Origin of the sequence: Sphingobium sp. SCG-1, from assembly GCF_002953135.1 — a bacterium.
Lineage (GTDB): Bacteria > Pseudomonadota > Alphaproteobacteria > Sphingomonadales > Sphingomonadaceae > Sphingobium.
Map to the genome: position 1 here is coordinate 712,951 of NZ_CP026372.1, position 21,248 is coordinate 734,198.

The following is a 21,248-nucleotide window of genomic DNA, read 5'->3' on the forward strand; positions in this document are numbered from 1 at the left end:
GGTCAGGCGGCCTTGCTGTCGCTGATGCGGCTCGGCACGAGCCGTTCGCTTGCCAGTGCCGCGCGCTCGCCTTCGTCGCCGGACTCGTGATATTCGGCGTCTTCGTTGACGCCCCAGATGTCGTAAACGCGTGCGCCCGCCTCGATATTGCGGACCGTCAGCATCGCCGTCATCATCGCGTGATCTTGATTATTGTAACGGTGCATGCCGTTACGCCCGACCAAGTGCAGCGTCGGATATTTCTCTTCCAGCTCGGATCGCATGGCCAGAACATTGGCGGCATAGCTATCGTCATAGACAGGGTACGCCTTTTCCTGCCGCACGACCGCGCCGCCCACGACATCCTGCGCCTTGCACAGGCCTAAGATCGCCATTTCCTTCTTGGCGAGTGCGATCAAGTCGTCGTCGGTCGAGGACCAGAGGCCGTCACCTTCGAAGCAGAAATATTCAAGGCCGACGCAGGCGATGCTGTCGTCCGGCACCATTTCGGGCGACCAGCTACGGAAGTTCTGCACGCGGCCGACCTTCACCTTGCTGTCGTGAATGTAGATCCAGTTGTCGGGGAACAGGTCTTCCGACTTTATCATGAGCGCGACTGTCAGGAAGTCGCGATATTTGAGGTCTGCCGCCTCGCCGGTCGTGGCGGGCATCGGATGGATACGGCTCGCCAGTTCGCGCATCGGCGCGGAGCTGATGACGTGGGCGGCGTTGACCGTGACGGTGTCGCCATCGGTTGTCGTTGCCGCCACACGCCAGCGGCCCGTCACCTGATCCTGCGCGATCTGCTTGAGGGCATGGCCCATCAGTATCTGATTGCCGCCCTTGACGATCCGGTCGCGCGCGGCTTCCCACATCATGCCGGGGCCAAGGCGCGGATAGCGGAAGGTTTCGAGCAGCGTCTTGGTCGCCATGCCATCATTGGGGCGCTTGTTAAGGCCAAGGCTGCGTTTCAGGCCGTCGAGCACCGCCGCGCCGAGGCTCAGCCCCTTGATGCGCTGCGCCGCCCAGTCCGCCGACATTTCGTCACACGGCATGCCCCACACCTTTTCGGTGTAGGTCTTGAAGAAGATCGAGAACAGCTTGTGGCCGAACTGATTGACGGTCCAGTCTTGGAAGGAGCGGACATTGTGGTTCGGGAACATCTTCGCCTTGGCAAAGCTCGCCATGCATAGCGTCGAGCGTAGGATGCCAAGGTTCCAGAGCGCTTCGAAGGCGCGCAGCGGATAGCTGTAGAATTTGCCCTCATAATAGATGCGGCTCATACGCGGGCGTCGGATGAAGTCGTCGGGCAATATCTCGTTCCAGAGATCCACGACTTCCTTGGACTTGGAAAAGAAGCGATGCCCGCCGATGTCGAAGCGGAAGCCTTCATGCTCCACCGTGCGGCTGATACCGCCGACATATTTCGAATCTTTTTCTATGACGGTGACGCTGTAGCCCTTCTTCGTCAGAAGGTAGGCCGCCGTCAGGCCCGCAGGGCCGGCACCGATGATCGCAACATCGACGCTCTTGTCCGTACGCAGCATAGAAAATCGTCCCCCGGATTGGTTCGCAACCCAGAGTGAAGGAAATCCTCTAAGGAATGGTTAACGAGACGTTTCGAAATGCCGTGGCCTTCGTTAAGGTCAATGCCGGAAGTGGCGCATTCCCGTGAAGACCATCGCTAGACCGGCTTCGTCTGCTGCGGCGATGACTTCATCGTCGCGAATTGATCCGCCCGGCTGGATCACTGCCGTCGCGCCCGCCTCGACTGCGGCGAGCAGGCCATCGGCGAAGGGGAAGAAGGCGTCCGACGCCACGGCGGACCCGATGGTGCGGGGCGTTGCCCATCCGGCCTTCTCGGCAGCGTCTATGGCTTTCCATGCAGCGATCCGCGCGGATTCAAGGCGGTTCATCTGTCCTGCGCCGACGCCTGCCGTGCTACCGTCTTTGGCGTAGACGATGGCGTTGGATTTGACGTGTTTGGCCACCGTCCAGGCGAACAGGCAGTCGGCCAGTTCCTGCTCGGTCGGCGCGCGCTTGGTTACGACTTTCAACGTGTCGCGCGTGATCTGGCCATTGTCGCGGCTCTGGAACAGGATGCCGCCCGCAATGCTCTTCATCGCCAGCCCCGCACGCTTCGGATCGGGCAACTCACCGGTCAGCAGCAGGCGCAGGTTCTTCTTGCGCGCGAAAATCTCGCGCGCCGCATGATCGGCGGCAGGGGCGACCACGACTTCGGTGAAGATGCCGCTGATAGCTTCGGCTGTTGCACCATCCAGCGGACGGTTCAACGCAATGATGCCGCCGAACGCCGACACGCTGTCGCAGGCAAGAGCGGCTTCATAAGCTTCGATCAGGGTTTCGCCGCTGGCAACGCCGCAGGGATTGGCATGCTTGACGATGACGACCGTGGGCGGGCCGTCGCGAAATTCGCTGACCAGTTCGAGCGCCGCATCGGCGTCATTGTAATTATTGTAAGAGAGTTCCTTGCCCTGAAGCTGGATGGCCTGCGCAATCCCCTTCGCACCCGGCGCGACGGGGACGTACAGCGCGGCGGACTGATGTGGATTCTCGCCATAGCGAAGCGTCGAGGAGAGGGTGCTGGCGACGGACAGGCTTTCCGGGAACATCGACCCCTGATCGGCAAAGGCAAACCAGTTGGCGATCATGCTGTCGTAGGCGGCAGTGGCGGCGTAAGCCTTGGCCGCGAGCAGACGGCGGAAGTTGTAGCTGGTGGCGCCGCTCTCCGCCATTTCTGAGATCAGGCGGGCATAATCGGCGGGATCGGTGACGATCGCCACGCTCTCATGGTTCTTGGCAGCGGAGCGGACCATCGACGGCCCGCCAATGTCGATATTCTCGATGATCTCTTCGCGCGACGCACCCTTCGCAACAGTCGCGGCGAAGGGGTATAGATTGACGATGACCAGATCGATCGCGCCGATCGCATGGTCCTGCATCGCCGCGACATGCTCAGGGTTGTCGCGCACGGCCAGCAATCCGCCATGCACGATGGGGTGGAGGGTCTTCACGCGGCCGTCCATCATCTCGGGAAAGCCAGTCAACTCGCTGATGTCCATCACGCTCAGTCCGGCGTCGCGCAGTGCCTTGGCCGTGCCTCCGGTCGACACCAGTTCCACGCCATGCGAAGCCAGTGCCGCGCCTAGCTCGGCCAGACCGCTCTTGTCAGAGACCGACAGGAGGGCGCGATTTATGGTGATGTCGGTCATGTGATGATTAGTCCCCGTTGGGCCGGTGCATGTCGCAGACCCCATAGTTTCATTTTCGCGAAATAATAGCCCCGTGAAGGGACAGCGTGCCTATCCGACGCGCTTGAGCAGCCATCCGGTGCTGGTGCCGCCCGGTTGCGCTTCGCCGGTGACGACGAGCTGTTGGCAGGCATGCGGCTGGCCGTCGCCGTCCACCCACAGGCTGTCCTCGATCGCCAGAGTGCCGCTGCCGGTGCGGAACTGCCAGAGCGCACCGAGATCGATGCGCAGCAGCGCGCCCATTGCGTCGGCGGTCAGCGTCGGCTCCACGCCGGGGGCCAAGTGGAAGCGGATGACGAACGGCGTCGCGGCGGGCTTGCGCCTGCGCTGGGCGGGGAGCAGCATGTCCTCGCCCCGGACCTCGCGCCCGTCCATGCTCAGCATCAGCAGGCGGCGATGCACATAGCCAATGCGGCGGACGTAGCCATCATGGCTGAGTTCCAGACGGCTGCCGGTCTCCAGCTCCTGCCGGTTCAGCTCGACTTCGGTGACGCCCTTGCCGAGCGTACCGTCGGCGAGAATGGCGGTCGAATTGCTGTCCGCCAGCACAAGCGTACTATGCGCCGCCGTGGTGCGCAGCCCCTGCGCCAGATCTTCAGTGATCGCCGCTCCGGCCAAAGCCGCGCCGCCGCAATTGACGATCAGGCGATGCGGGCCATCGCTCAATTCCATCGCGGCAGTCGAAGCGCATCCGGCGGCAGCGAGGCGCGCGATCGGCGGCGGTGCGGCATCCACCAGCAACACGCTGTTCCCGGCCGTCAGTCGTTGATAACCCCAGTCGCGGGCCTGCCGCAGTGGGCGGGCACGCACGCCGCTGGCCAGCACGACCGCTTCGACCAGCGCGGGATCGGTAGCGCCCGCGCCCTGCCAGCTACCCAGGCCCCGGTCGCCATGTGTGAGACCAAGCAACGCAGGCACGGCCTTGCTCAAGGCTTCGGTGATGAAGTGCGGCATCTCCTCGCGACGCACGTCATAGACGGCGCGCAACATGGCGAGCAGCATGATGCTGTCGAGTTGCGCCAATGGCGAGCGGGAGATCGTGCCGCCATCGGCGTGGAAGGCCGTGTCGAGTGCGCGGCGCAAGCCTGCCTCTCCGAAGACTTTGCGCGGTCCGCCGCCCGGCAGCAGCATCGAGGCCGCGACGATCGCGCCCCATGCGACGAGGCGCTGCAATCCGACCGGCGCTTTCTCGGCGCTCTGGTCGAGATGCCGCGCGGTGCGGGCGATGCAGTTCAGCATCAGCGAGCGATAGATGAGGTCGCTGGACGAGAGGATCAGCGGCGCCTGTGTCGTCCAGAAGAATAGCCGCCATCCGGCATTATCTGCGCGCCATGCGGGCTCGCTCGGCTTCTCGGCATGTGCCTCCAGCCATTTGCGCGTGATCGCCTCGGCAATGGGTGCACCCTGCTCACGAGTCGCGACGGTCGAGAGGTCGCGCAGCCAGAGGAAGCTGTGGATATAGTCCTGAAACGCGGGAGGCAGGTCGAGATTGGCGAAATCCAGCGCGTCGATCGGCTGCTTCAAACCCCGAAACAAGAAATATCCGGCGCGCAGTGCCTGCCCGGATCGCACGTCGCCGGGAATATTGTCGTTCGGTACCGCCAGCAGCTTCAGCGGGAACTTGCCCTTGAGCCGCATCGAATGCAGCGGCGTGCGCCATGTGAAACGATGGAAGCTGTCGGCGACACGCGCTACTAGCGAACGGCCCTTGTCATCCGACACGCGGATGAGGCGCTTGCCCTCTTCGATCTGCGCGCCTTCGTCAGGCTCGGGCAGATCGACTGGCTTTGCTCGGGAGCGGGTGCGTTCGCTCACCCGCCCCGCAACCTCTTGATATTGTCGGCATAGGCATCCGGCCCACCCCGGAACGTCGCTGTGCCTGCGACCAGCACATCGGCCCCGGCCTCGATCGCCCGCGGTGCCGTAGTGAAGTCGATACCGCCATCGACTTGCAGGCGAATGTCGCGACCGCTCTTGTCGATCATCTTGCGGATCGCCTCGATCTTGCGAAGCTGGTTCTCGATGAAGCTCTGCCCGCCGAAACCGGGGTTCACGCTCATCACGAGAATGAGGTCCACGTCATCGATGAGGTAATCAAGCATCTTGGCTGGCGTGCCGGGATTGAGCACCACGCCTGCCATCTTGCCCAGGCTCTTGATGTGCTGCACCGTGCGATGAATGTGCGGCCCCGCCTCGGGATGGACCGTCAGGATATCCGCGCCCGCCTCTGCAAAGGCGTCCAGAAAGCTGTCGATGGGCGAGATCATCAAGTGTACGTCGAGCGGCTTGGTCGTGTGCGGGCGCAGTGCCTTCACGACGGCAGGACCGATAGTGATGTTGGGCACGAAATGCCCGTCCATCACGTCGACATGAACCCAATCGCATCCGGCGGCGTCGATGGCGCGCACTTCCTCGCCCAGCCGTGCGAAGTCGGCGGAGAGGATCGAGGGAGCGATGCGGACGGCGCGGGGTTCGGTGACGGTCATTGACCCATCGCCTTAGACGCGCGAATCAGGTGGCGCAACCGCTGTTACGCGGCTTCAGTGACGAACCATGCGCGCGATGAAGAAGCCGTCCGTCCCGCCCTTATCGGCCAGCGGTAAGGGCAGGGTTCGGACCCATCCTTCCGCCGTAGCCGTCACGCCTTGCGGAAGTTCCTCGGCCTCGGGCGGAGCGATTGTAAATGCGTGGTTTTCGGCCAGGAAACGCGTGATCTGCGCTTCGCCTTCGGCCTGTTCGAGCGAGCATGTTGCATAAACGAGCGTGCCGCCGGGCTTCACCCAATCCGCCGCGCGGATGAGCAACGCCGCCTGCAATTCGGCAAGTTCAGCGATCTGGCGCGGCCCGATGCGATGGAGAACGTCAGGATGGCGACGGTAGATGCCCGTGGCGGTGCAGGGGGCATCGAGCAGCACGGCATCGGCAGGCGCTTCCGGTGCCCAGTCACGCAAGTCGGCGGTGACGACACTCGCCGAAAGATCGACGCGCGCCAGATTGTCCGACAGCCGCGTGAGGCGCTTTGCCGACTGATCGATGGCAGTCACGGACCATCCGGCAGCCGCGAGTTGCATCGTCTTGCCACCGGGTGCGGCGCAGAGGTCCAGCACATGGCGACCCTCGCCTGTGCCAAGCAGTCGTGCGGGGATCGAGGCAGCAATGTCCTGCACCCACCATGCGCCATCATCAAAGCCGGGCAGCTCCGTTATGGCATCATGCGCGGGCAAGCGGACGTGGCCGGGCGCGAGCGACTCGCCGCCCAGCCGTTCGGCCCACATCGCCGTCTCCGTGGGATCACGTAGCGTGACGTCAACGGGCGGACGAACCACGAAGGCCTTCGCCGCTGCTTCGGGCATGGCCTCGCCCCATTGCTCCGCCCAGCGCGCAGCAACTTCCGGCAGTAGGGCAGGAACGGCGGGCAAGGTCGCCGTGCCCCGCATCAGTGTCCCGAAAACGCCGTGCACCAGCTTGCGCGGACCGCCATCCACCAGCGGCAAGGCCGTGGCGATCGCCGCGTGGGGCGGGGTGCCCAGCACGAGCGCCTGCACCAGTGCGATCCGTAGCACCATGCGCGCCTTTGCATCGTCAGGGAGGCGATTGCGCGTGGCGCTGTCGATGAGAGCATCCAGATCGGGCAAGTGGCGGAGCGTCTCGGCCGCAATCGCGTGCACCAGCGCCCGATCCGCCCGATCAACGATCCCCTGACTTGCACCATGGAGGGCGATCTCCAAAGGATCACCTCTGCGCAACACGGCGTCCAGCAGGCGGAGTGCAGCGCGGCGGGCGGGGAGGCCGGGCGCATCGGGTGCGCGAGCGGGATATCGGGAGACAGGGGGAGTCGAAGCCATCGCGTCCCACTAGCGCCATTTGGCTTCGCCGTCACCCGCCGCTATGTCACGTCGTTAGAAGCCATCACTTGCCTCACACGGGTACAACACCCATGTCGCAGGTGCAGTGTGTTTGTGTGTACTGTGCTGGCATGCGTTCAGGAAGAAGGAAGCGAACATGGCGAAACGTCCCGATCATGTGAAGCCGCCCGCGCATTGGTCAAAGAGCCCGCCGGTTCCCACGCCTGATCCCATCGACAAACAACCTGCTATCCATGAAGAATTGAGTCCGACCCGCTACGGCGATTGGGAACGGAAAGGCATCGCCGTCGACTTTTGACGAGCTGTGCAACCTGTTGATTCGCTGAGGGACGACAGAGGTTTGTGACAATTTCACACAACTTAAGTTAAGTTGTGCCTGATATGCGGGGAGAGCCATGGTTGCCCCTCGATTTACCCTAGGATCGCCCGCCGCGCGCCGATACCCTGCATGTCTTGTCAGGGGAACCATTGCGTTGATGAAGCACGCGCCAGCATTTGCGGAATTGAACGCGCTGGACGACGATCTGCTTTGCGGCGTGGGGCGGCTCGTCTGCGCCTGGGGCGTGCTGGAACAGCGCCTGGAGCAGAAGATCAGCCTGTTGCGGGAAGCGGCGGGCGATGTGCGGACGCTGTGTTCGCGTTCGCGGCCCGGCATGGGAAAGCTGCTGGGTGAATTACGCGCGATGGTGTCGATACGTGACAAGCGCAACGCGACGGTGCTGGGTGAGATTGCAGAGCTTGAACGCGATATTCAGCGGATCGATCGCTTCCGTGGCCTCATCATATCGGGTTTCCAGGGGGCGGAGCCGGGTGGCTTTGCCTGTCGCGACCAGAAGAACGTACAGGCGCATGTGTCCTACGATCAATTGAACGCGGAGATCGTGAACCTCAATCGCATCGGCGAGCGGCTGCTGGCGCTGTAACGGCAGCTATTTGGGCGTGGCTGCGCCGACCGGCGCGCGCACGCCAGCGCGACCCCGTCTCGCGAGTTCGGCCTTCAGATGTTCGGGTTTGGGGGCGACAAGGAAGCCGAAGCTGACCGTGCCTGCCTTTGTCTCGACGGCATGATGCAGGCGGTGAGCCTGCACTATGCGCTTCATATAGGGGGAGCGCGGGACATAGCGATGGTCCACGCGTCGGTGCACGATGACATCGTGGAAGCCGAGATAGATCATCCCGTACGCGGTGATGCCCGCGCCGACGGCGGTCGCCCAATGCCCCCAGCCCCACTGCACGCCGCCCAGCAACAACAGGATCGCGGGCGCGGCGAAGATCACAAAATAGGCGTCGTTCAGTTCCCAGTTGCCGGTGCGCGGCCGATGGTGGCTCTCATGCAGGAACCAGCCGAAGCCGTGCATTACCCAGCGATGCATGACGTAGGCAAAGGCCTCCATGCCCGCGACGGTGAGCAGGAACAGCAGGATCAGCGAAGGCAAGCTGGTGAACATGCCGCCTATATAGCGATCCGCGCGCCATATTCGAACAGCAATATGTCGATGCGCGAGCGTACATAAAGAAAGGGCCGCCAACCTTCTGGTCAGCGGCCTCCCGTACGCTAGATCAGACGGATCAGAAAGCGACCCCCACCGAGCCGACTACGCCGGCCTTGCTGGCATTGCGGCCCGAAGGCGTGAACACGTCGCCGTCAGTATCGACATAGCTCACACCGAAAGTCAGGTGGTTCCAGGTGTAGCTCGCGCCAAGGCTCCAATCAGTGTAACCCTTGCTGAAGCTGGAACCTGCCGTCAGATAGCTCGGTCCGAAGCTGTGGCCGACATGCGCGGACAGGCTGACGGGCGTTTCAGGGATACCAGCGCCCAGATCGAACGCGGTGTACAGGTTGTCCTGGCGAGCCTTGCCGAGGCTGGCAAGCGCGTGTTGCTTAGGAGCATAGGCAGCCGATAGCTTTGCCGTGGCAGGGCCGAACGTGTGCGACACTGCGGCATAGGGTTCAATGAAATCGGTGTTGGTGCCGCCTGAACCGGGGTAGTAGTAATACAGAACACCCACGTCGAGCTTCGTGCCGTTGAAATCCTTGGCCCAACCGGCGATCAGGTCGATTTCCTGGTCGCTACCGGTGGCGATGTAATCGTCGATCGAGGAACCCCAGACGGTGGCGTAAAAGCCTGATTCGTGCGCGACAGTGAAGGTGCCCTGTACGGCGAACCTCTTGTCGGTCTGCGAAATGCCACGGAAGCGATAGTCGGTGACGACTGTCGCGCCGCCGGTCACGGTAACTGCGGGCGCCGGTTCTTCCTGTGCGAAAACAGGGCTGGCGATGGTCGAAAGAAGTACGGCCGTGAGGCCGATAATGGACTTGCGCATGATATTCCCCTTGATGGCTATGCGGCCGTCCCACCTGCGCTATGGCCCCCGCTTCTCTCTCCGGCTTTGGAAAGCAACGGAGGGAGCAGGCTTGCCGATAACGCGATCGCAATGCCCCGCTGTACCGCAGCGCACAAGAGGATTATGTCTAATTATGTCGGTTTGTTGCCCTATTGTTGCTGTCATGCAACAATGTACGACAGTCCAAAATTACATCGCTGAGCGCCAGCGTTTAAGACCTGAGGCGAGATCGGCGATCAGATCGGCAGGATCTTCAAGCCCGATACTGAGCCTGACGACCAGCCCTTCTGCTTCCCATCGCGTTGCGGTGCGGTAGCGTTGCGGATCGACCGGCAGGGCAAGACTTTCGAAACCGCCCCAGCTATATCCTATGCCAAAATGCGCTAGATCATCGATCAGAACGGCCCGCGCCTTATCGGCTTTTGCGCCGGAGCCGCCAGTCAGCACGAAAGAGAACAGGCCGCTCGATCCGTTGAAATCCCGCTTCCAGATTTCATAGCCCGGACATTCGGGGAGTGCCGGGTGGAGAACGCGGGCGACCTCAGGCTGTTGGGCAAGCCACCGTGCGACTTCGAGCGCCGCGACTTGGTGCTGCGCCAGCCGCACGCCCAAGGTCCGTAACCCGCGCGCGGCGAGCCACGCATCGTCGGGGCTGGTCATCTGCCCGAAATATTGCGCGCTGCTGCGCACCTTCTCCCATGTCGCGGCGTTGGCCGTGACCGATCCGATCATCACGTCGCTATGGCCAACGATATACTTGGTGCAGGCGAGGATGGAGATATCCACTCCGTGCGACAGCGGCTGAAAGTAGAGCGACGTGGCCCATGTGTTGTCGATCAGCGTGACGATATCGCGTGACTTGGCGACGGCGACGATCGCGGGCACATCCTGCACCTCGAAGGTCAGGCTGCCGGGGCTTTCCATGAAGATAGCGCGGGTGCGATCTGTGCAGAGATCGGCAATTCCGCTGCCGATCATTGGATCATAGTAGATCGTGTCGACGCCGAACGGCCGCAGGACTTTTTCGCAGAAGTTGCGCGTCGGGTCGTATGCGCTGTCGACCATCAGCAGTTCATCGCCGGGTCGCAGCACGCCCATCAGCGCGCAGGCTATCGCCGCGACGCCCGACGGAAACAGCGCCGTTGCCTCCGCACCGGGTTCGAGCGAGGTCAGCGCGTCCGCCAGCGACCATGCGGTCGGCGTTCCCTTGCGCCCGTAGAACAGCCGCTCATGCGTGTCGTGCACCGCCGAGCGTAAATGGGCGACATTGTCGTACAGGATGGTGGACGCCCGCCACACAGGCGGATTGACGATGCCGCCGGGTTGCCCCGGCATACCGGTCCATTCCGCCCTGCGCCCTGCCTGCACCATGTGGGTCAGCGGCTGGAGATCGTCCTTATCCTCGTTCATCGTCGCGCTTTCATGCAGGTCCGGTGGCCTTGGGCGTCGCAGGATCGGCGCCCCACTCGCTCCAGCTTCCATCGTAGAGCGAAATGTCCGTCTTCCCCAGCAGGTGCGCAGCGAACAGCACGTCGGCTGCGGTCACGCCGCTGCCGCAACTGACGATCATCGGCTTTTCCAGATCGACGCCCGCTTCATGGAACAGGCCGCGCAATTCATGGCCGCGTTTCCACCTTCCGTCCGCGTTGAACAGGCGGCTGTAGGGCAGGCACACCGAACCCGGAATATGGCCCGACGCCATGCCCGCGCGGGGTTCGGGGTCTTCGCCGGTGAAACGGCTCATCGAGCGGGCGTCCACGACCTGCGCTTGTCTCGTCGTGATGTTCGCCAGCACATCGGCCTTGGTGACGATCGTCGTGTCGTCCTTCCACACCGTGAAATGGCGATGGCGCGTCTCGGGCTTGCCGGTTTCCAGCGCGCGGCCTTCCGCCACCCATTTCTGCAAGCCGCCGTCGAGGATTGCGACCTTGTGCGCGCCGAAGACGTGGAACATCCACCATGCCCGTGCCGAGGTGCGCAGGGGAGAGTTGTCGTAGATTACGATGCGGCTACCATCGCCCAGACCCAGTGCGGCCATGCGGCTCGCGAACTTTTCAGGCGGCGGCAACATGCCGGGACGCGGATCGTTGAGGTCGGCCAACTCGGGCAGGTTCAGGAAGAACGCGCCGGGAATATGCCCCGAATCATATTCCGCTTGCGGATCGCGGTCGCTGCCCGGCAGAAACGCCGTCGCATCCACTATGCGCAAGTCCGAAGCCCCCGCTTGGTCCGCAAGCCAATCGGTAGAAACCAGCAAATCCATATATCGCACCCTCCGTCGCAGGGCTGCTTTATGCGTAAGGAACCAGACTGTCGAGGAAGGCTGACGCGCTATCGCGCACGGCCTGTCTGTCGCTCTCCGCCATCTTCTCCCATGTACGATACGGCATGGCGAGCCGTTGATTGTTGCGCAGCTTGCGGGTGTTGCGATCCAGGAAGTGCCAGTAGAGGGCATTGAACGGGCAGGCGTCTGGCCCGGTCCGCTGCTTCACATCATAGCGGCAGGGCCGGCAATAATCGGACATCCGGTCGATATAGGCGCCGCCCGAGCAATAGGGTTTCGATCCCAATATACCGCCGTCCGCGAATTGGCTCATGCCCAAAGTGTTGGGCAACTCCACCCATTCATAGGCATCGGCATAGACCTCAAGATACCAGCGATGCACCTGCGCCGGGTTCGCGCCGATCAGCAACGCGAAATTGCCGGTAATCATGAGGCGCTGGATGTGATGCGCATAAGCATGGTCGATCGTCTGGCCGATGGCCTGCGAGAGGCAATGCATGTCCGTCTCGCCCGTCCAGTAGAAGGCGGGGAGCGGCCGGTGCGCGTCCAGATGATTGCGCGTTACATAGTCCGGTCCTTCGCGCCAATACACGCCACGCACGAATTCGCGCCAGCCGATGATCTGCCGGATGAACCCTTCCGCGCTGTTCAGCGGCACCTTGCCGTCGCGGTAGCGCTCCTCCACCGCACGGCACAGCTCCAGCGGATCAAGCAGGCCGACGTTGATATAAGGCGAGAGTGCCGCGTGCCAGAGGAATGGCTCGCCGGCCAGCATTGCGTCCTGAAAGTCGCCGAATTGCGGCAGGGCTTCGTCGAGGAACGTCGCTTGCGCTTCAAGTGCCTGCTTTCGAGTCGTGGCGAAGGCGAAATGGTCCAGGCTGCCGATGTTATCCGGAAAACGGCCGCGCACTAGTTCGAGCACGTCCTGCGAGATCGCGTCGGGCGTAAAGTTGGCGGGACGCGGCATCAGCAGGGTGCGCTGAGCGGACTTGCGATTTTCCGAGTCGTAGTTCCATTTGCCGCCTTCAGGCTTGTCGCCGTCCATCAGCAGGCCGGTCTTGCGGCGCATCTCGCGGTAGAAGAACTCCATCCGCAATTGTTTCTTGCCCGCCGCCCAGGTGTCGAATTCGGCATGCGAGGCGATGAAGCGCGTATCGAGGCGGATGTCCACAGGCAGTCCGAAGCGGTCCGCCCATTCTTCCAGCATTGCCTGAACGCGCCACTCCCCGGCTTCGGTGACGACAATCCGGGCGGGGTTATGCCGCTCAATAGCGCGGGCCACTTCTCCGGTGAAGCTGCCGCTGTTGTCGGGATCGTCGAGCTTTATGTAATCCACCATCCAGCCCGCATCGCGCAGGGCTTCGGCATGATGGCGCATTGCGGAGAGGATGAAGGCGATCTTGGCGCGATGGTGCCCGACATATTCGGTCTCGTCCGCGACTTCCATCAGCAACAGGACGGTGGTGGCCGGATCGGCGTCCTCCAGCGAGGAGAGGTCAAAACTGAGCTGGTCGCCCAGCAAGGGAATCAGAGTCTTGGGCGTGCCGGTCATGCCCCTAAGTCGGACGGCGCACCTGCATTATCAAGCGGCCTCATGCAACACGGCTTCCAACGTCGCGATACTGGCGCGGTCCTTGATCAAGACGGAACGGTCCCATCTTCGGACGCGGCGGCGTGCTTTCCTGCCCCACGATAAACGTCGCGCGCGCGAGATCGTCGCCGTCCAGAGAGATGGCTTTGAACGCCACCAGCGGGATCAGCAGCGCACGGCCCTGCACGTCGATCGGTACAACTTGGTCGAGGCTCAATGCGCCGTTCACTACGATCTCCGCACCTGGCTCTAAATGCGTAATGCGATGCTGTTCAGGTGCAAAGGGATCGTCGAAAAATGCCGCAAGCACCTGCATTTGCTGCGCCTCGGCGTTGGCCATGAAGGCGGCAACCGCAATGCCATCGGCCGGCACGGCAGTGTCGTTACGCAAGGTCAGCCGATATTCCAGCTGCACGCCCGTAAAAGTCGTGCGGACCTGAATTGGGGTAAAGCGTAGAGTAAGCGGGTTAGAAACGGGCGTCTCGGCCCGTACTCGCGTCACGACAGCAGGCGGCGGCGGGGCAGGGGCAGGGACGAGGGGTCCCGCCATGGCGGGGTCCGGTTCCGGCGCGGCAACAGGTACCTCTTCGACCAGCTCTTCCGGCACAGTCGCCGTCTTGTTCCGCCGCCTGAACAGCAGAAACGCTGCAACCAAAACCGCTGCGATAGCACCCATTATCCACGGCAATGGGTTGGCCGAGGATGTTGCCGCTTCCGCGACCGGCGGAGTCGGGGCAGGAGCGGCTTCGTTCGTCGGCACAGCGATAGGCGACGCAGTTTCTGGAACCCCATCCGCCACCGGAGCTAGGCGATCCGAGGGCGCTGGCGCAGGCCGTGCTTGCTCTTCCACGACTGGACGCACCGGCCCGGCTCGCGCAGGCGCAACGGTACGCGCGACCGGTGGCGGAGGCGCGGCAGCAACAGGTGGCGGCGCACTTACCGCAGGTGCGTCGATCGAAGGCAGTGGTACCGCATCGGGTACATTGCGGATTTCCGGACCGGCACGTTCAGGCGCACGCGGTCGATTGGGATCGCGCGACGGGTCCAGCCGGAAGTCCTGTAACACCGGCGCGGCGCTATCATCCTGCGCCACCGCGACGACAGGCGCGGCCAGTATAGCGACCGTCAGCAAACTAAACTTTACTATCCCCATGATCTTCCTGCCAAAGCTGGCGCACGCGTGAACCTTTGCTGAACCCTATAGGGAGTGCACCGGGGAATGACATCAGTTGTGTGATCGCGTAGATGGCTTTCATGCAACCGATTCATCTGGGCCAGACCAGCGCCTTGCCGACGACGCCGCAAGAGGCGGTGCTGGATTACGTGCCGAACCCCCGTCCCGGCTCCCCTTATCTCGTGCGCTTCGCCGTGCCGGAGTTCACGTCGCTGTGCCCCGTCACCGGCCAGCCCGACTTTGCGCATCTCGTGATCGACTATGCGCCGGGCGAGACGATCGTCGAGTCGAAGTCTCTGAAACTGTTCCTCGGCAGCTTCCGCAATCACGCGGCATTCCATGAGGATTGCACAGTCGGCATCGGACAGCGCCTGTTCGACGAAATGGCGCCTTTGTGGCTGCGAATCGGCGGCTATTGGTACCCGCGCGGCGGCATACCGATCGACGTATTCTGGCAATCGGGCGAGCCGCCCAAGGGGCTGTGGTTGCCCACTCAAGACGTGCCGGGTTATCGCGGACGCGGCTAAACAGCGCTGGAAATTGGGCGCAACTTACATTAATGTAAGCCTATGACCGCTGCCGTCCACCATCATTCCATCGCCGTGCTACCCGAAGACATCGACTTCATGGGTCACGTGAATAATGCCAACTATCTTAAATGGGTGCAGGAAGCGGTGGTTGCCCATTGGGAAAAGATCGCGCCGCCCGCCGCCGTGGCCGAGCACCTATGGGTCGCGCTGAAGCATGAGATCACCTACCGCAAACCGGCGTTCCTTGATGATCCCATTATCGCGACAGTTATTGTGGAGAAGATACAGGGCGCGCGGGCCTTCTATGAAACGCTGATAAAGCGCGGCGAAGATGTGCTGGCGGAAGTGAAGTCGAGCTGGTGCTGCCTCGATTCGGCTACGTTGCGTCCCGCACGCATCGCACAGGAAATCGCCGAGCGATTCCTTCCAAAATCGCAGGGCTGACCTTCCGCCGTTATCGGCGCGAGAAGGTCAGTAGTCGATCGTAGCGCGGCAGCGTGAGGTTCTCGCCGGAGATCGTTAGCCGCCCATTGCCGAACTTCTTCGCCGCGTTGCCGGGATCGTTGGTCATGTAGCGTTCGGGCGCAAGTTCGATGTTTTCGCCTTTTAATGTCCACGTTCCTTCCGCCGCTTCATCGAGTGCGCCGTAGCTCAACTCGAAGCCGAAGCGGCCATCGGCGCGAAGTTCCAGTGCTGCGGCCAATTCCATCTGCCCGCCGTCGTATACGCCAACCCATTTGCTCGCCGCAGCAGATAAGGGCGGAGCAACAGGCGCGTCGGCGGCGATCAGCATCAGCGCGCCTAATGCCAGGCCGATCCGGCGGATCATTTGAACAGGCTGCCCAATATGCCGCGCACCAGACTGCCCGCAATGCCGCCGGATGTGGATTTGCGGCTCGATCCGCCGAACACTGCCTTGGTGAGTTCATTCGCGACTTGCCGTCCTACCGTGGAAGCGGCGGAGCGGGTGGCGGACTGAACGGCACGGCCCAGTGCGGAGGGCTTGGCGGCCTCGCGCGCAGCGGCCGCTTCGGCGCGGGCCTGTTCCTTCAATGCGGCTTCCTGCTGCTTGGCCTCCACCTTCGCCTGCGCCGCTGCGGCCTTGTCGGCTTCCGCCTGCGCCTTGGCTGCGGTCGCGGCAGCGGCGGCGGCATTGCCCCGCGCGGCCAAGATTTCCTCGGCGGACTCGCGGTCCACGGCATCGTCATATTTGCCCGCGACGGGTGAGATCGACTGGATGATGGCGCGTTCCTTGGCATCCACTGGGCCAAGGCGCGAACGCGGTGGAGCGATCAGCGTGCGCTGGACGATGGAGGGCGACCCATCCTCCTGAAGCAACGACACCAGCGCCTCGCCGGTCTTGAGTTCGGTGATCGCGGTCGCGACGTCGAGATCGGGATTGATGCGGAACGTCTCGGCGGCGGCCTTGATCGCCTTCTGGTCGCGCGGCGTGAACGCGCGCAGGGCGTGCTGGACGCGATTGCCCAACTGCCCGGCAACGTCCTCGGGAATGTCGATGGGGTTCTGCGTGATGAAGTAGATGCCGACGCCCTTCGAGCGGATCAGGCGGACCACCTGCTCGATCTTGTCGGTCAGCGCCTTGGGCGCTTCGTCGAACAGCAAGTGAGCTTCGTCGAAGAAGAAGACGAGGACCGGCTTTTCAGGGTCGCCGACTTCGGGCAGCGTCTCGAACAGTTCGGACAACAGCCATAGCAGGAAGGTCGAATATAGCTTCGGGCTCTGCATCAGCTTGTCGGCTGCGAGCACGTTGATGTAGCCGCGACCCTGATCGTCGGTCTTGATGAAGTCGTGAATGTCGAGCGCGGGTTCGCCGAAGAAATGTCCGCCGCCCTGACTGTCGAGTTGCAGCAATTGCCGCTGGATCGTGCCGACGCTAGCCTTGGTGACGTTGCCATATTTGGCGGACAGCATTTCGGCATTTTCCGCGCAATAGGCGAGCATCGCCTGCAAGTCGCCGAGGTCGAGAAGCAGAAGCCCTTCCTCATCGGCATAGCGGAACGCGATGGACAGCACGCCTTCCTGCGTCTCATTGAGGTTCATCAGGCGCGAGAGCAGCAATGGTCCCATCTCGCTGACGGTGGTGCGGATGGGATGCCCCTGCTCGCCGTACAGATCCCAGAAGATCGCCGGATTGTCCGAATAGGCGTAATTTCCGAGGCCCACTTCCTTGGCGCGAGAGACCAGCTTGTCGGCATTTTTGAACGTCGGCGATCCGGCCATGGATATGCCGGATAAATCACCCTTCACGTCGGCGACGAAGACCGGAACGCCCGCGGCGGAAAAGCTTTCGGCGATACCCTGTAGCGTCACGGTCTTGCCGGTGCCGGTCGCGCCCGCGATCAGGCCGTGGCGGTTGGCGCGCTTGAGGTTGAGCGACTGCGGCAGGCCGCCCGCGTCATTGGAGGCCAGCCCGAGAAAAATGCCGTCGCTCATATAAGAAAACTCCCCGTCCGCCTTTTCCGAAGACTAGCCTCAAGCGGCAGTCATGGAAAGGCCGGACGGGGAGCCGGAGGGTTTAGTGTCGGGCGATCACTTGTCGCGCAGGCGGATGCCCACGAAGGTTGCAGGCTGGCCACGACGCAGAACCTGCAACAGGATCGCATTGCGCCCTGCCGCAGTGACCTGTGCCACCGCTGCCTTCAAGTCCGCCTCGCTGAGGGTCGGGCGATTGTTCGCTGACAGGATGATATCGCCGCGACGAAGACCCTTGCTGCCTGCGTCGGTCGATGGATCGACCGAGGTCACCACTACGCCGCGCGTATCCGCAGGCACGCCCAGCTGACGCGATATGCCTGCAGTCAACGGCGTCACGGCAAGACCAAGGCTCTGCTGCGCAGCGGCACCGGTATCGGGCTGCTGTTGCGGATCGGAGAAATCGTCGCCATCCGGGTTCGCGAAGCTGCTGAGCTGGTCTTCCGGCGGCCGTTGGGCAACGACGGCGTTAACGGTCATGCGCTTGCCGTTGCGGATCAGTTCGATCGGCACACTGGATCCGATTGGCAGATTCGCAACGATGAACGAGAGCGTCTCGTCCGGCGTTACCTCGCGGCCATTGACCTTGACGATCACGTCGCCAGCTTTGATGCCGGCCTTGTCGGCGCCTTGGCCGGGTTCAACACCCTGAATAAACTCGCCGCGATTTTTAGCGAGGCCGAGCGATTCAGCGATATCGTCCGAAAGCGGGGTGATCTGCACGCCAAGATAGCCGCGACGCACGCTCTGGCCCTTACGCAGTGTGTCGATCACCGGTACTGCTTGTTCAGAAGGAATGGCGAAGCCGATGCCGACGTTGCCGCCCGAGGGAGACAGTATCTGGCTGTTGATGCCGATGACATTGCCGTTCATGTCGAACATCGGGCCGCCGGAGTTGCCCTGATTGATCGACGCGTCGGTCTGCAGGAAGCGGTCGCTACCGCCGCCGGTGTTGCGATGCACGGCCGAGATGATGCCTGCGGTCACTGTGCCGCCAAGGCCAAAGGGATTGCCGATGGCGATCACCCAGTCACCTACCCGCGCCTTCGTGCTGTCGCCGAACTTGACGAACGGCAATGCCTTCTTTGGTTCGATCTTCAGCACGGCAAGGTCGCTCGCGGCGTCGCGGCCTACCAGCTTGGCCGTGTATTCCTCGCGGTCAGTCAGCGTGACGGTGATGCTGTCGATCGTCGCGCCTTCCGCACCGGGGGCAACGACATGGTTGTTGGTGACGACATAGCCATCCGCCGAGATGATGAAACCTGACCCCAGCGACTGCGCCTGCCGCGTCTGCGGTGTGCCGCCACCTTGTGAACCGAACAGGTCGCCAAAGGGCGTTCCAGCGAAGGGGTTGTTGGGCACCTTGACGCGCTGGCGCGTGGAAATGTTGACGACGGCGGGTTGCAACTTTTCTACCATGTCGGCGAAGCTGACGGGCGCACCGCGAGGCGCGGCGGCCTGCATGCCTTCATTCTGGGCAGTCTGCGCGCCAAGGGGTTGGCTGGAGGTAACGGCAATGGCGGTGCCGCCGAGCAGCAAGGCTCCGGTAATGGCATAAGCGTAGCGCACGAATGATTGTCCTCTCATGACTCTAAGGAAAAGGTCGGGACCGAAGGTATTCCTGCGATGCCTCGTCTTCCCTTAACCCACATTGAATGATCTGCGTTCCGGGCGCCGGCGCCCGGAACGCCCGGAAAGCTTATTTGCCTTGGAATTCCCGAAGGAAATCGTTGTTGGGCGACAGGATGACTGATGTCTGGCCGCTGCGACCCGGATCGAACGTGTAACGATAGCTCTGCATGGCGCGATAGAAATCGTAAAACGAGGGATCCTTGCCGAAGCTTTCAGCATAGACGCGCGCGGCGCTGGCGTCGGCTTCGGCGCGAATGATCTGCGCCTGCTTTGCGCCTTGTGCGCGGATCGTCAGCGCTTCCTGCTCACGCGCGGTGCGCATGCGCTGAAATGCGCTTTCGAGCGGCGCGCCATCGGGAAGATCCGCGCGCTTGATCCGCACGTCGACGATTTCCGCACCATATTGACGGGCGACGCGATTGAGGCCCGCCTCGATATTCTGCATCACCTGACCCCGCTCGGGGCTAAGCAATGCGGCGAACGGCCGCTTGCCCAATTCGTTGCGCAATGCCGAACCGAGGATCGGGCGTAGCGCTTCGGACACGCGGTCTTCACTGCCGGCGGAGATATACATGCGCAGCGGATCGACGATGCGGTAACGGGCGAAAGCATCGACCTGCAAGCGGAGCTGGTCGGTCGAGAGCACCTGCTGGCGCTCCATCTCGACAGACAGCACGCGCTTGTCGATCCAGACGATCTGCTCGGCAAAGGGAAGCCGAGCGATGATGCCGGCGCCGGTCGAACCGAATTGCTCGTCAGGTTGATAGCGATTGACGATTCGCACAGGTTCGCCAAAGCGCACGATCACAGCCTGGCGCGTCTCGGGCACGATCGAAATCGTGCTGCCGAGCAAGAGCAGGACAGCGATTGCGACCAACGCAAATGCGATGGGATTACGAAACAGCGTCGGCATTATCGGGCTCCCGTCGTGGCAACGGGGGGCTCGGCAGGCTGTGCCGCACGGCGCTTGAGTTCGGGAAGCGGCAGGTAAGGCGTGACATTGCCGGTTTCGACGATCGTCTTGTCCATATTACCCAGCACTTGTTCCATGGTTTCATAATACATGCGGCGGCGCGTGACTTCCGGCGACAGTTTATACTGCTCGTAGGTCTTGTCGAACTGCGCGGCTTCACCCTGCGCGCGGGCGGTCTGCTGCTGCGCATAGGCACGGGCCTGATTGAGGTCGGTCTGTGCGGCCTGTTGCGCGGCGGATACGCCCTTAAAGGCGTCGTTCACGGCGGCGGGCGGGTCGGCCTGCTTGATGGCGACACCCTGTACGCGAACGCCGGAACGATAGGCGTCGAGAATTTCCTGCATGCGCTGTTCGACCTGCTGCTCAATGCCGGTGCGGCCTGCGCCCAACGCTTCGTCAAGGCTGACGCTCGCGACGACCGAACGCATCGCGCTTTCCGCAACTTCGCGGATGGCGCTGTCGGGATCAGACAATTGGAACATGTAGAGGCCGGGGTCGCGGATGTTCCAGCGCACCGAATAAGCGAGGTCGATGATGTTCTGATCGCCCGTCAGCATCAGGTTTTCCTGATCCGCGCTCGTCGACCCGATATCGATCGTACGGATTTCCTCGACGTCCACGGTCTGCACTGTCTCCAGCGGAGCGGGCAGCGTGATGCTGATGCCGGGCGTGAGCGTGCGGCTGTATTTGCCAAGCATCATCGCGACACCGCGCTCCTGCGGCCCAACGCGGTGGATGCAGGTTAGTGCGAGCCAGACCAGGACGATCAGGCCAAGCGCAATGGGCCATAGCGGCTTGCCGTCGGGACGCTGCGGTATACCGCCGAAGCCACCGCCGCCGCCTCGGCCGCCGAAACTTTCACGCCCGCGGCGCAGCAGTTCCTCGATAGCGGAGGGACCGCGACCGGGTTGAGGGCGATTGCCGCTGCCGGGCTGTGTCCATGGATTGCGTGGGCCATCATTGCCGCCCTCGCCACCACCGCTGCCGCCGTCCTTGTTGCCCCATGGTCCCTGGCTCATCGCGGCGATCGATCGCGGCATCCACCCGAATATTCTCTTCATCCACCCTGTATAGGAAGGCGGGACCGGGAAAAACAGTGCCTTTCCGA

The 21,248-nt window shown here is 62.7% G+C and carries 20 protein-coding genes; 4 read left to right on the forward strand and 16 right to left on the reverse strand.

All coding sequences use genetic code 11. The annotated features are described in order from the left end of the window. Positions 1–2: 2 nt before the first annotated feature. The 5 genes from C1T17_RS03215 to C1T17_RS03235 form a co-directional block, all read right to left on the reverse strand. On the reverse strand, positions 3–1,526 hold the full coding sequence (locus tag C1T17_RS03215; RefSeq protein ID WP_104952187.1) for an NAD(P)/FAD-dependent oxidoreductase: 1,524 nt from the start codon (positions 1,524–1,526) through the stop codon (positions 3–5). A 99-nt stretch (positions 1,527–1,625) separates the two neighbouring features. Beyond that, complete coding sequence (purH, locus tag C1T17_RS03220; protein WP_104952188.1) at positions 1,626–3,212, reverse strand: bifunctional phosphoribosylaminoimidazolecarboxamide formyltransferase/IMP cyclohydrolase; 1,587 nt, start codon at positions 3,210–3,212, stop codon at positions 1,626–1,628. Between the two features lie 90 nt (positions 3,213–3,302). Then, entirely contained in the window at positions 3,303–5,027 is a 1,725-nt protein-coding gene (locus tag C1T17_RS03225; RefSeq protein WP_223262894.1) for a heparinase II/III family protein, read from the reverse strand. Positions 5,028–5,062: 35 nt separating this feature from the next. Next, complete coding sequence (rpe, locus tag C1T17_RS03230; RefSeq protein ID WP_104952190.1) at positions 5,063–5,737, reverse strand: ribulose-phosphate 3-epimerase; 675 nt, start codon at positions 5,735–5,737, stop codon at positions 5,063–5,065. Positions 5,738–5,791: 54 nt separating this feature from the next. Next, positions 5,792–7,096, reverse strand: coding sequence for an RsmB/NOP family class I SAM-dependent RNA methyltransferase (locus C1T17_RS03235; RefSeq protein ID WP_104952191.1), 1,305 nt, complete (start codon positions 7,094–7,096; stop codon positions 5,792–5,794). Between the two features lie 157 nt (positions 7,097–7,253). Here C1T17_RS03235 and C1T17_RS03240 point away from each other — a divergent pair, with 157 nt between their 5' ends. Together C1T17_RS03240 and C1T17_RS03245 are read left to right on the forward strand one after the other, a co-directional pair. Further along, complete coding sequence (locus C1T17_RS03240; RefSeq protein ID WP_104952192.1) at positions 7,254–7,415, forward strand: DUF1674 domain-containing protein; 162 nt, start codon at positions 7,254–7,256, stop codon at positions 7,413–7,415. Positions 7,416–7,593: 178 nt separating this feature from the next. Further along, entirely contained in the window at positions 7,594–8,040 is a 447-nt protein-coding gene (locus tag C1T17_RS03245) for a hypothetical protein (RefSeq protein ID WP_104952193.1), read from the forward strand. A 6-nt stretch (positions 8,041–8,046) separates the two neighbouring features. On the opposite strand, the gene C1T17_RS03250 is transcribed toward C1T17_RS03245, so the two are convergent. From C1T17_RS03250 to C1T17_RS03275, 6 genes are all read right to left on the reverse strand, one after another. Then, positions 8,047–8,565 carry a sterol desaturase family protein gene (locus C1T17_RS03250; protein ID WP_104952194.1) on the reverse strand — a complete coding sequence of 173 codons (519 nt, stop codon included), beginning with the start codon at positions 8,563–8,565 and terminating at the stop codon, positions 8,047–8,049. A 121-nt stretch (positions 8,566–8,686) separates the two neighbouring features. Then, positions 8,687–9,442 carry a TorF family putative porin gene (locus C1T17_RS03255; RefSeq protein ID WP_104952195.1) on the reverse strand — a complete coding sequence of 252 codons (756 nt, stop codon included), beginning with the start codon at positions 9,440–9,442 and terminating at the stop codon, positions 8,687–8,689. Positions 9,443–9,652: 210 nt separating this feature from the next. Beyond that, positions 9,653–10,873, reverse strand: coding sequence for a cystathionine beta-lyase (gene metC / locus C1T17_RS03260; RefSeq protein ID WP_104952196.1), 1,221 nt, complete (start codon positions 10,871–10,873; stop codon positions 9,653–9,655). Positions 10,874–10,883: 10 nt separating this feature from the next. Further along, on the reverse strand, positions 10,884–11,726 hold the full coding sequence (sseA, locus tag C1T17_RS03265) for a 3-mercaptopyruvate sulfurtransferase (protein ID WP_104952197.1): 843 nt from the start codon (positions 11,724–11,726) through the stop codon (positions 10,884–10,886). Positions 11,727–11,754: 28 nt separating this feature from the next. Further along, entirely contained in the window at positions 11,755–13,299 is a 1,545-nt protein-coding gene (locus tag C1T17_RS03270) for a cryptochrome/photolyase family protein (protein ID WP_104952198.1), read from the reverse strand. Positions 13,300–13,339: 40 nt separating this feature from the next. After that, positions 13,340–14,491: a hypothetical protein gene (locus C1T17_RS03275; protein ID WP_104952199.1), complete on the reverse strand. Its 1,152-nt coding sequence runs from the start codon at positions 14,489–14,491 to the stop codon at positions 13,340–13,342. 101 nt (positions 14,492–14,592) lie between these two features. On the opposite strand from C1T17_RS03275, the gene queF reads away from it, so the two are divergent. Continuing rightward, positions 14,593–15,039 (forward strand): preQ(1) synthase, encoded by a 447-nt coding sequence (gene queF, locus C1T17_RS03280; RefSeq protein ID WP_104954971.1) that lies wholly within the window; start codon positions 14,593–14,595, stop codon positions 15,037–15,039. 42 nt (positions 15,040–15,081) lie between these two features. Beyond that, the gene (locus tag C1T17_RS03285) at positions 15,082–15,486 is read left to right on the forward strand and encodes an acyl-CoA thioesterase (protein WP_104952200.1); all 405 of its coding nucleotides are present in this window, start codon (positions 15,082–15,084) and stop codon (positions 15,484–15,486) included. A 10-nt stretch (positions 15,487–15,496) separates the two neighbouring features. On the opposite strand, the gene C1T17_RS03290 is transcribed toward C1T17_RS03285, so the two are convergent. From C1T17_RS03290 to hflK, 5 genes are all read right to left on the reverse strand, one after another. Beyond that, positions 15,497–15,871: a hypothetical protein gene (locus C1T17_RS03290; protein WP_104952201.1), complete on the reverse strand. Its 375-nt coding sequence runs from the start codon at positions 15,869–15,871 to the stop codon at positions 15,497–15,499. After that, entirely contained in the window at positions 15,868–17,496 is a 1,629-nt protein-coding gene (locus C1T17_RS03295; RefSeq protein ID WP_104952202.1) for a helicase HerA-like domain-containing protein, read from the reverse strand. The genes C1T17_RS03290 and C1T17_RS03295 overlap by 4 nt, the downstream gene beginning before the upstream one ends. Positions 17,497–17,592: 96 nt before the next feature. Beyond that, positions 17,593–19,104, reverse strand: coding sequence for a DegQ family serine endoprotease (locus tag C1T17_RS03300; RefSeq protein WP_104952203.1), 1,512 nt, complete (start codon positions 19,102–19,104; stop codon positions 17,593–17,595). 130 nt (positions 19,105–19,234) lie between these two features. Then, entirely contained in the window at positions 19,235–20,080 is an 846-nt protein-coding gene (gene hflC / locus C1T17_RS03305) for a protease modulator HflC (RefSeq protein WP_104952204.1), read from the reverse strand. Beyond that, positions 20,080–21,201 carry an FtsH protease activity modulator HflK gene (gene hflK / locus C1T17_RS03310; RefSeq protein ID WP_189338474.1) on the reverse strand — a complete coding sequence of 374 codons (1,122 nt, stop codon included), beginning with the start codon at positions 21,199–21,201 and terminating at the stop codon, positions 20,080–20,082. Before hflK ends, hflC begins: the two co-directional genes overlap by 1 nt. Positions 21,202–21,248: the final 47 nt, after the last annotated feature.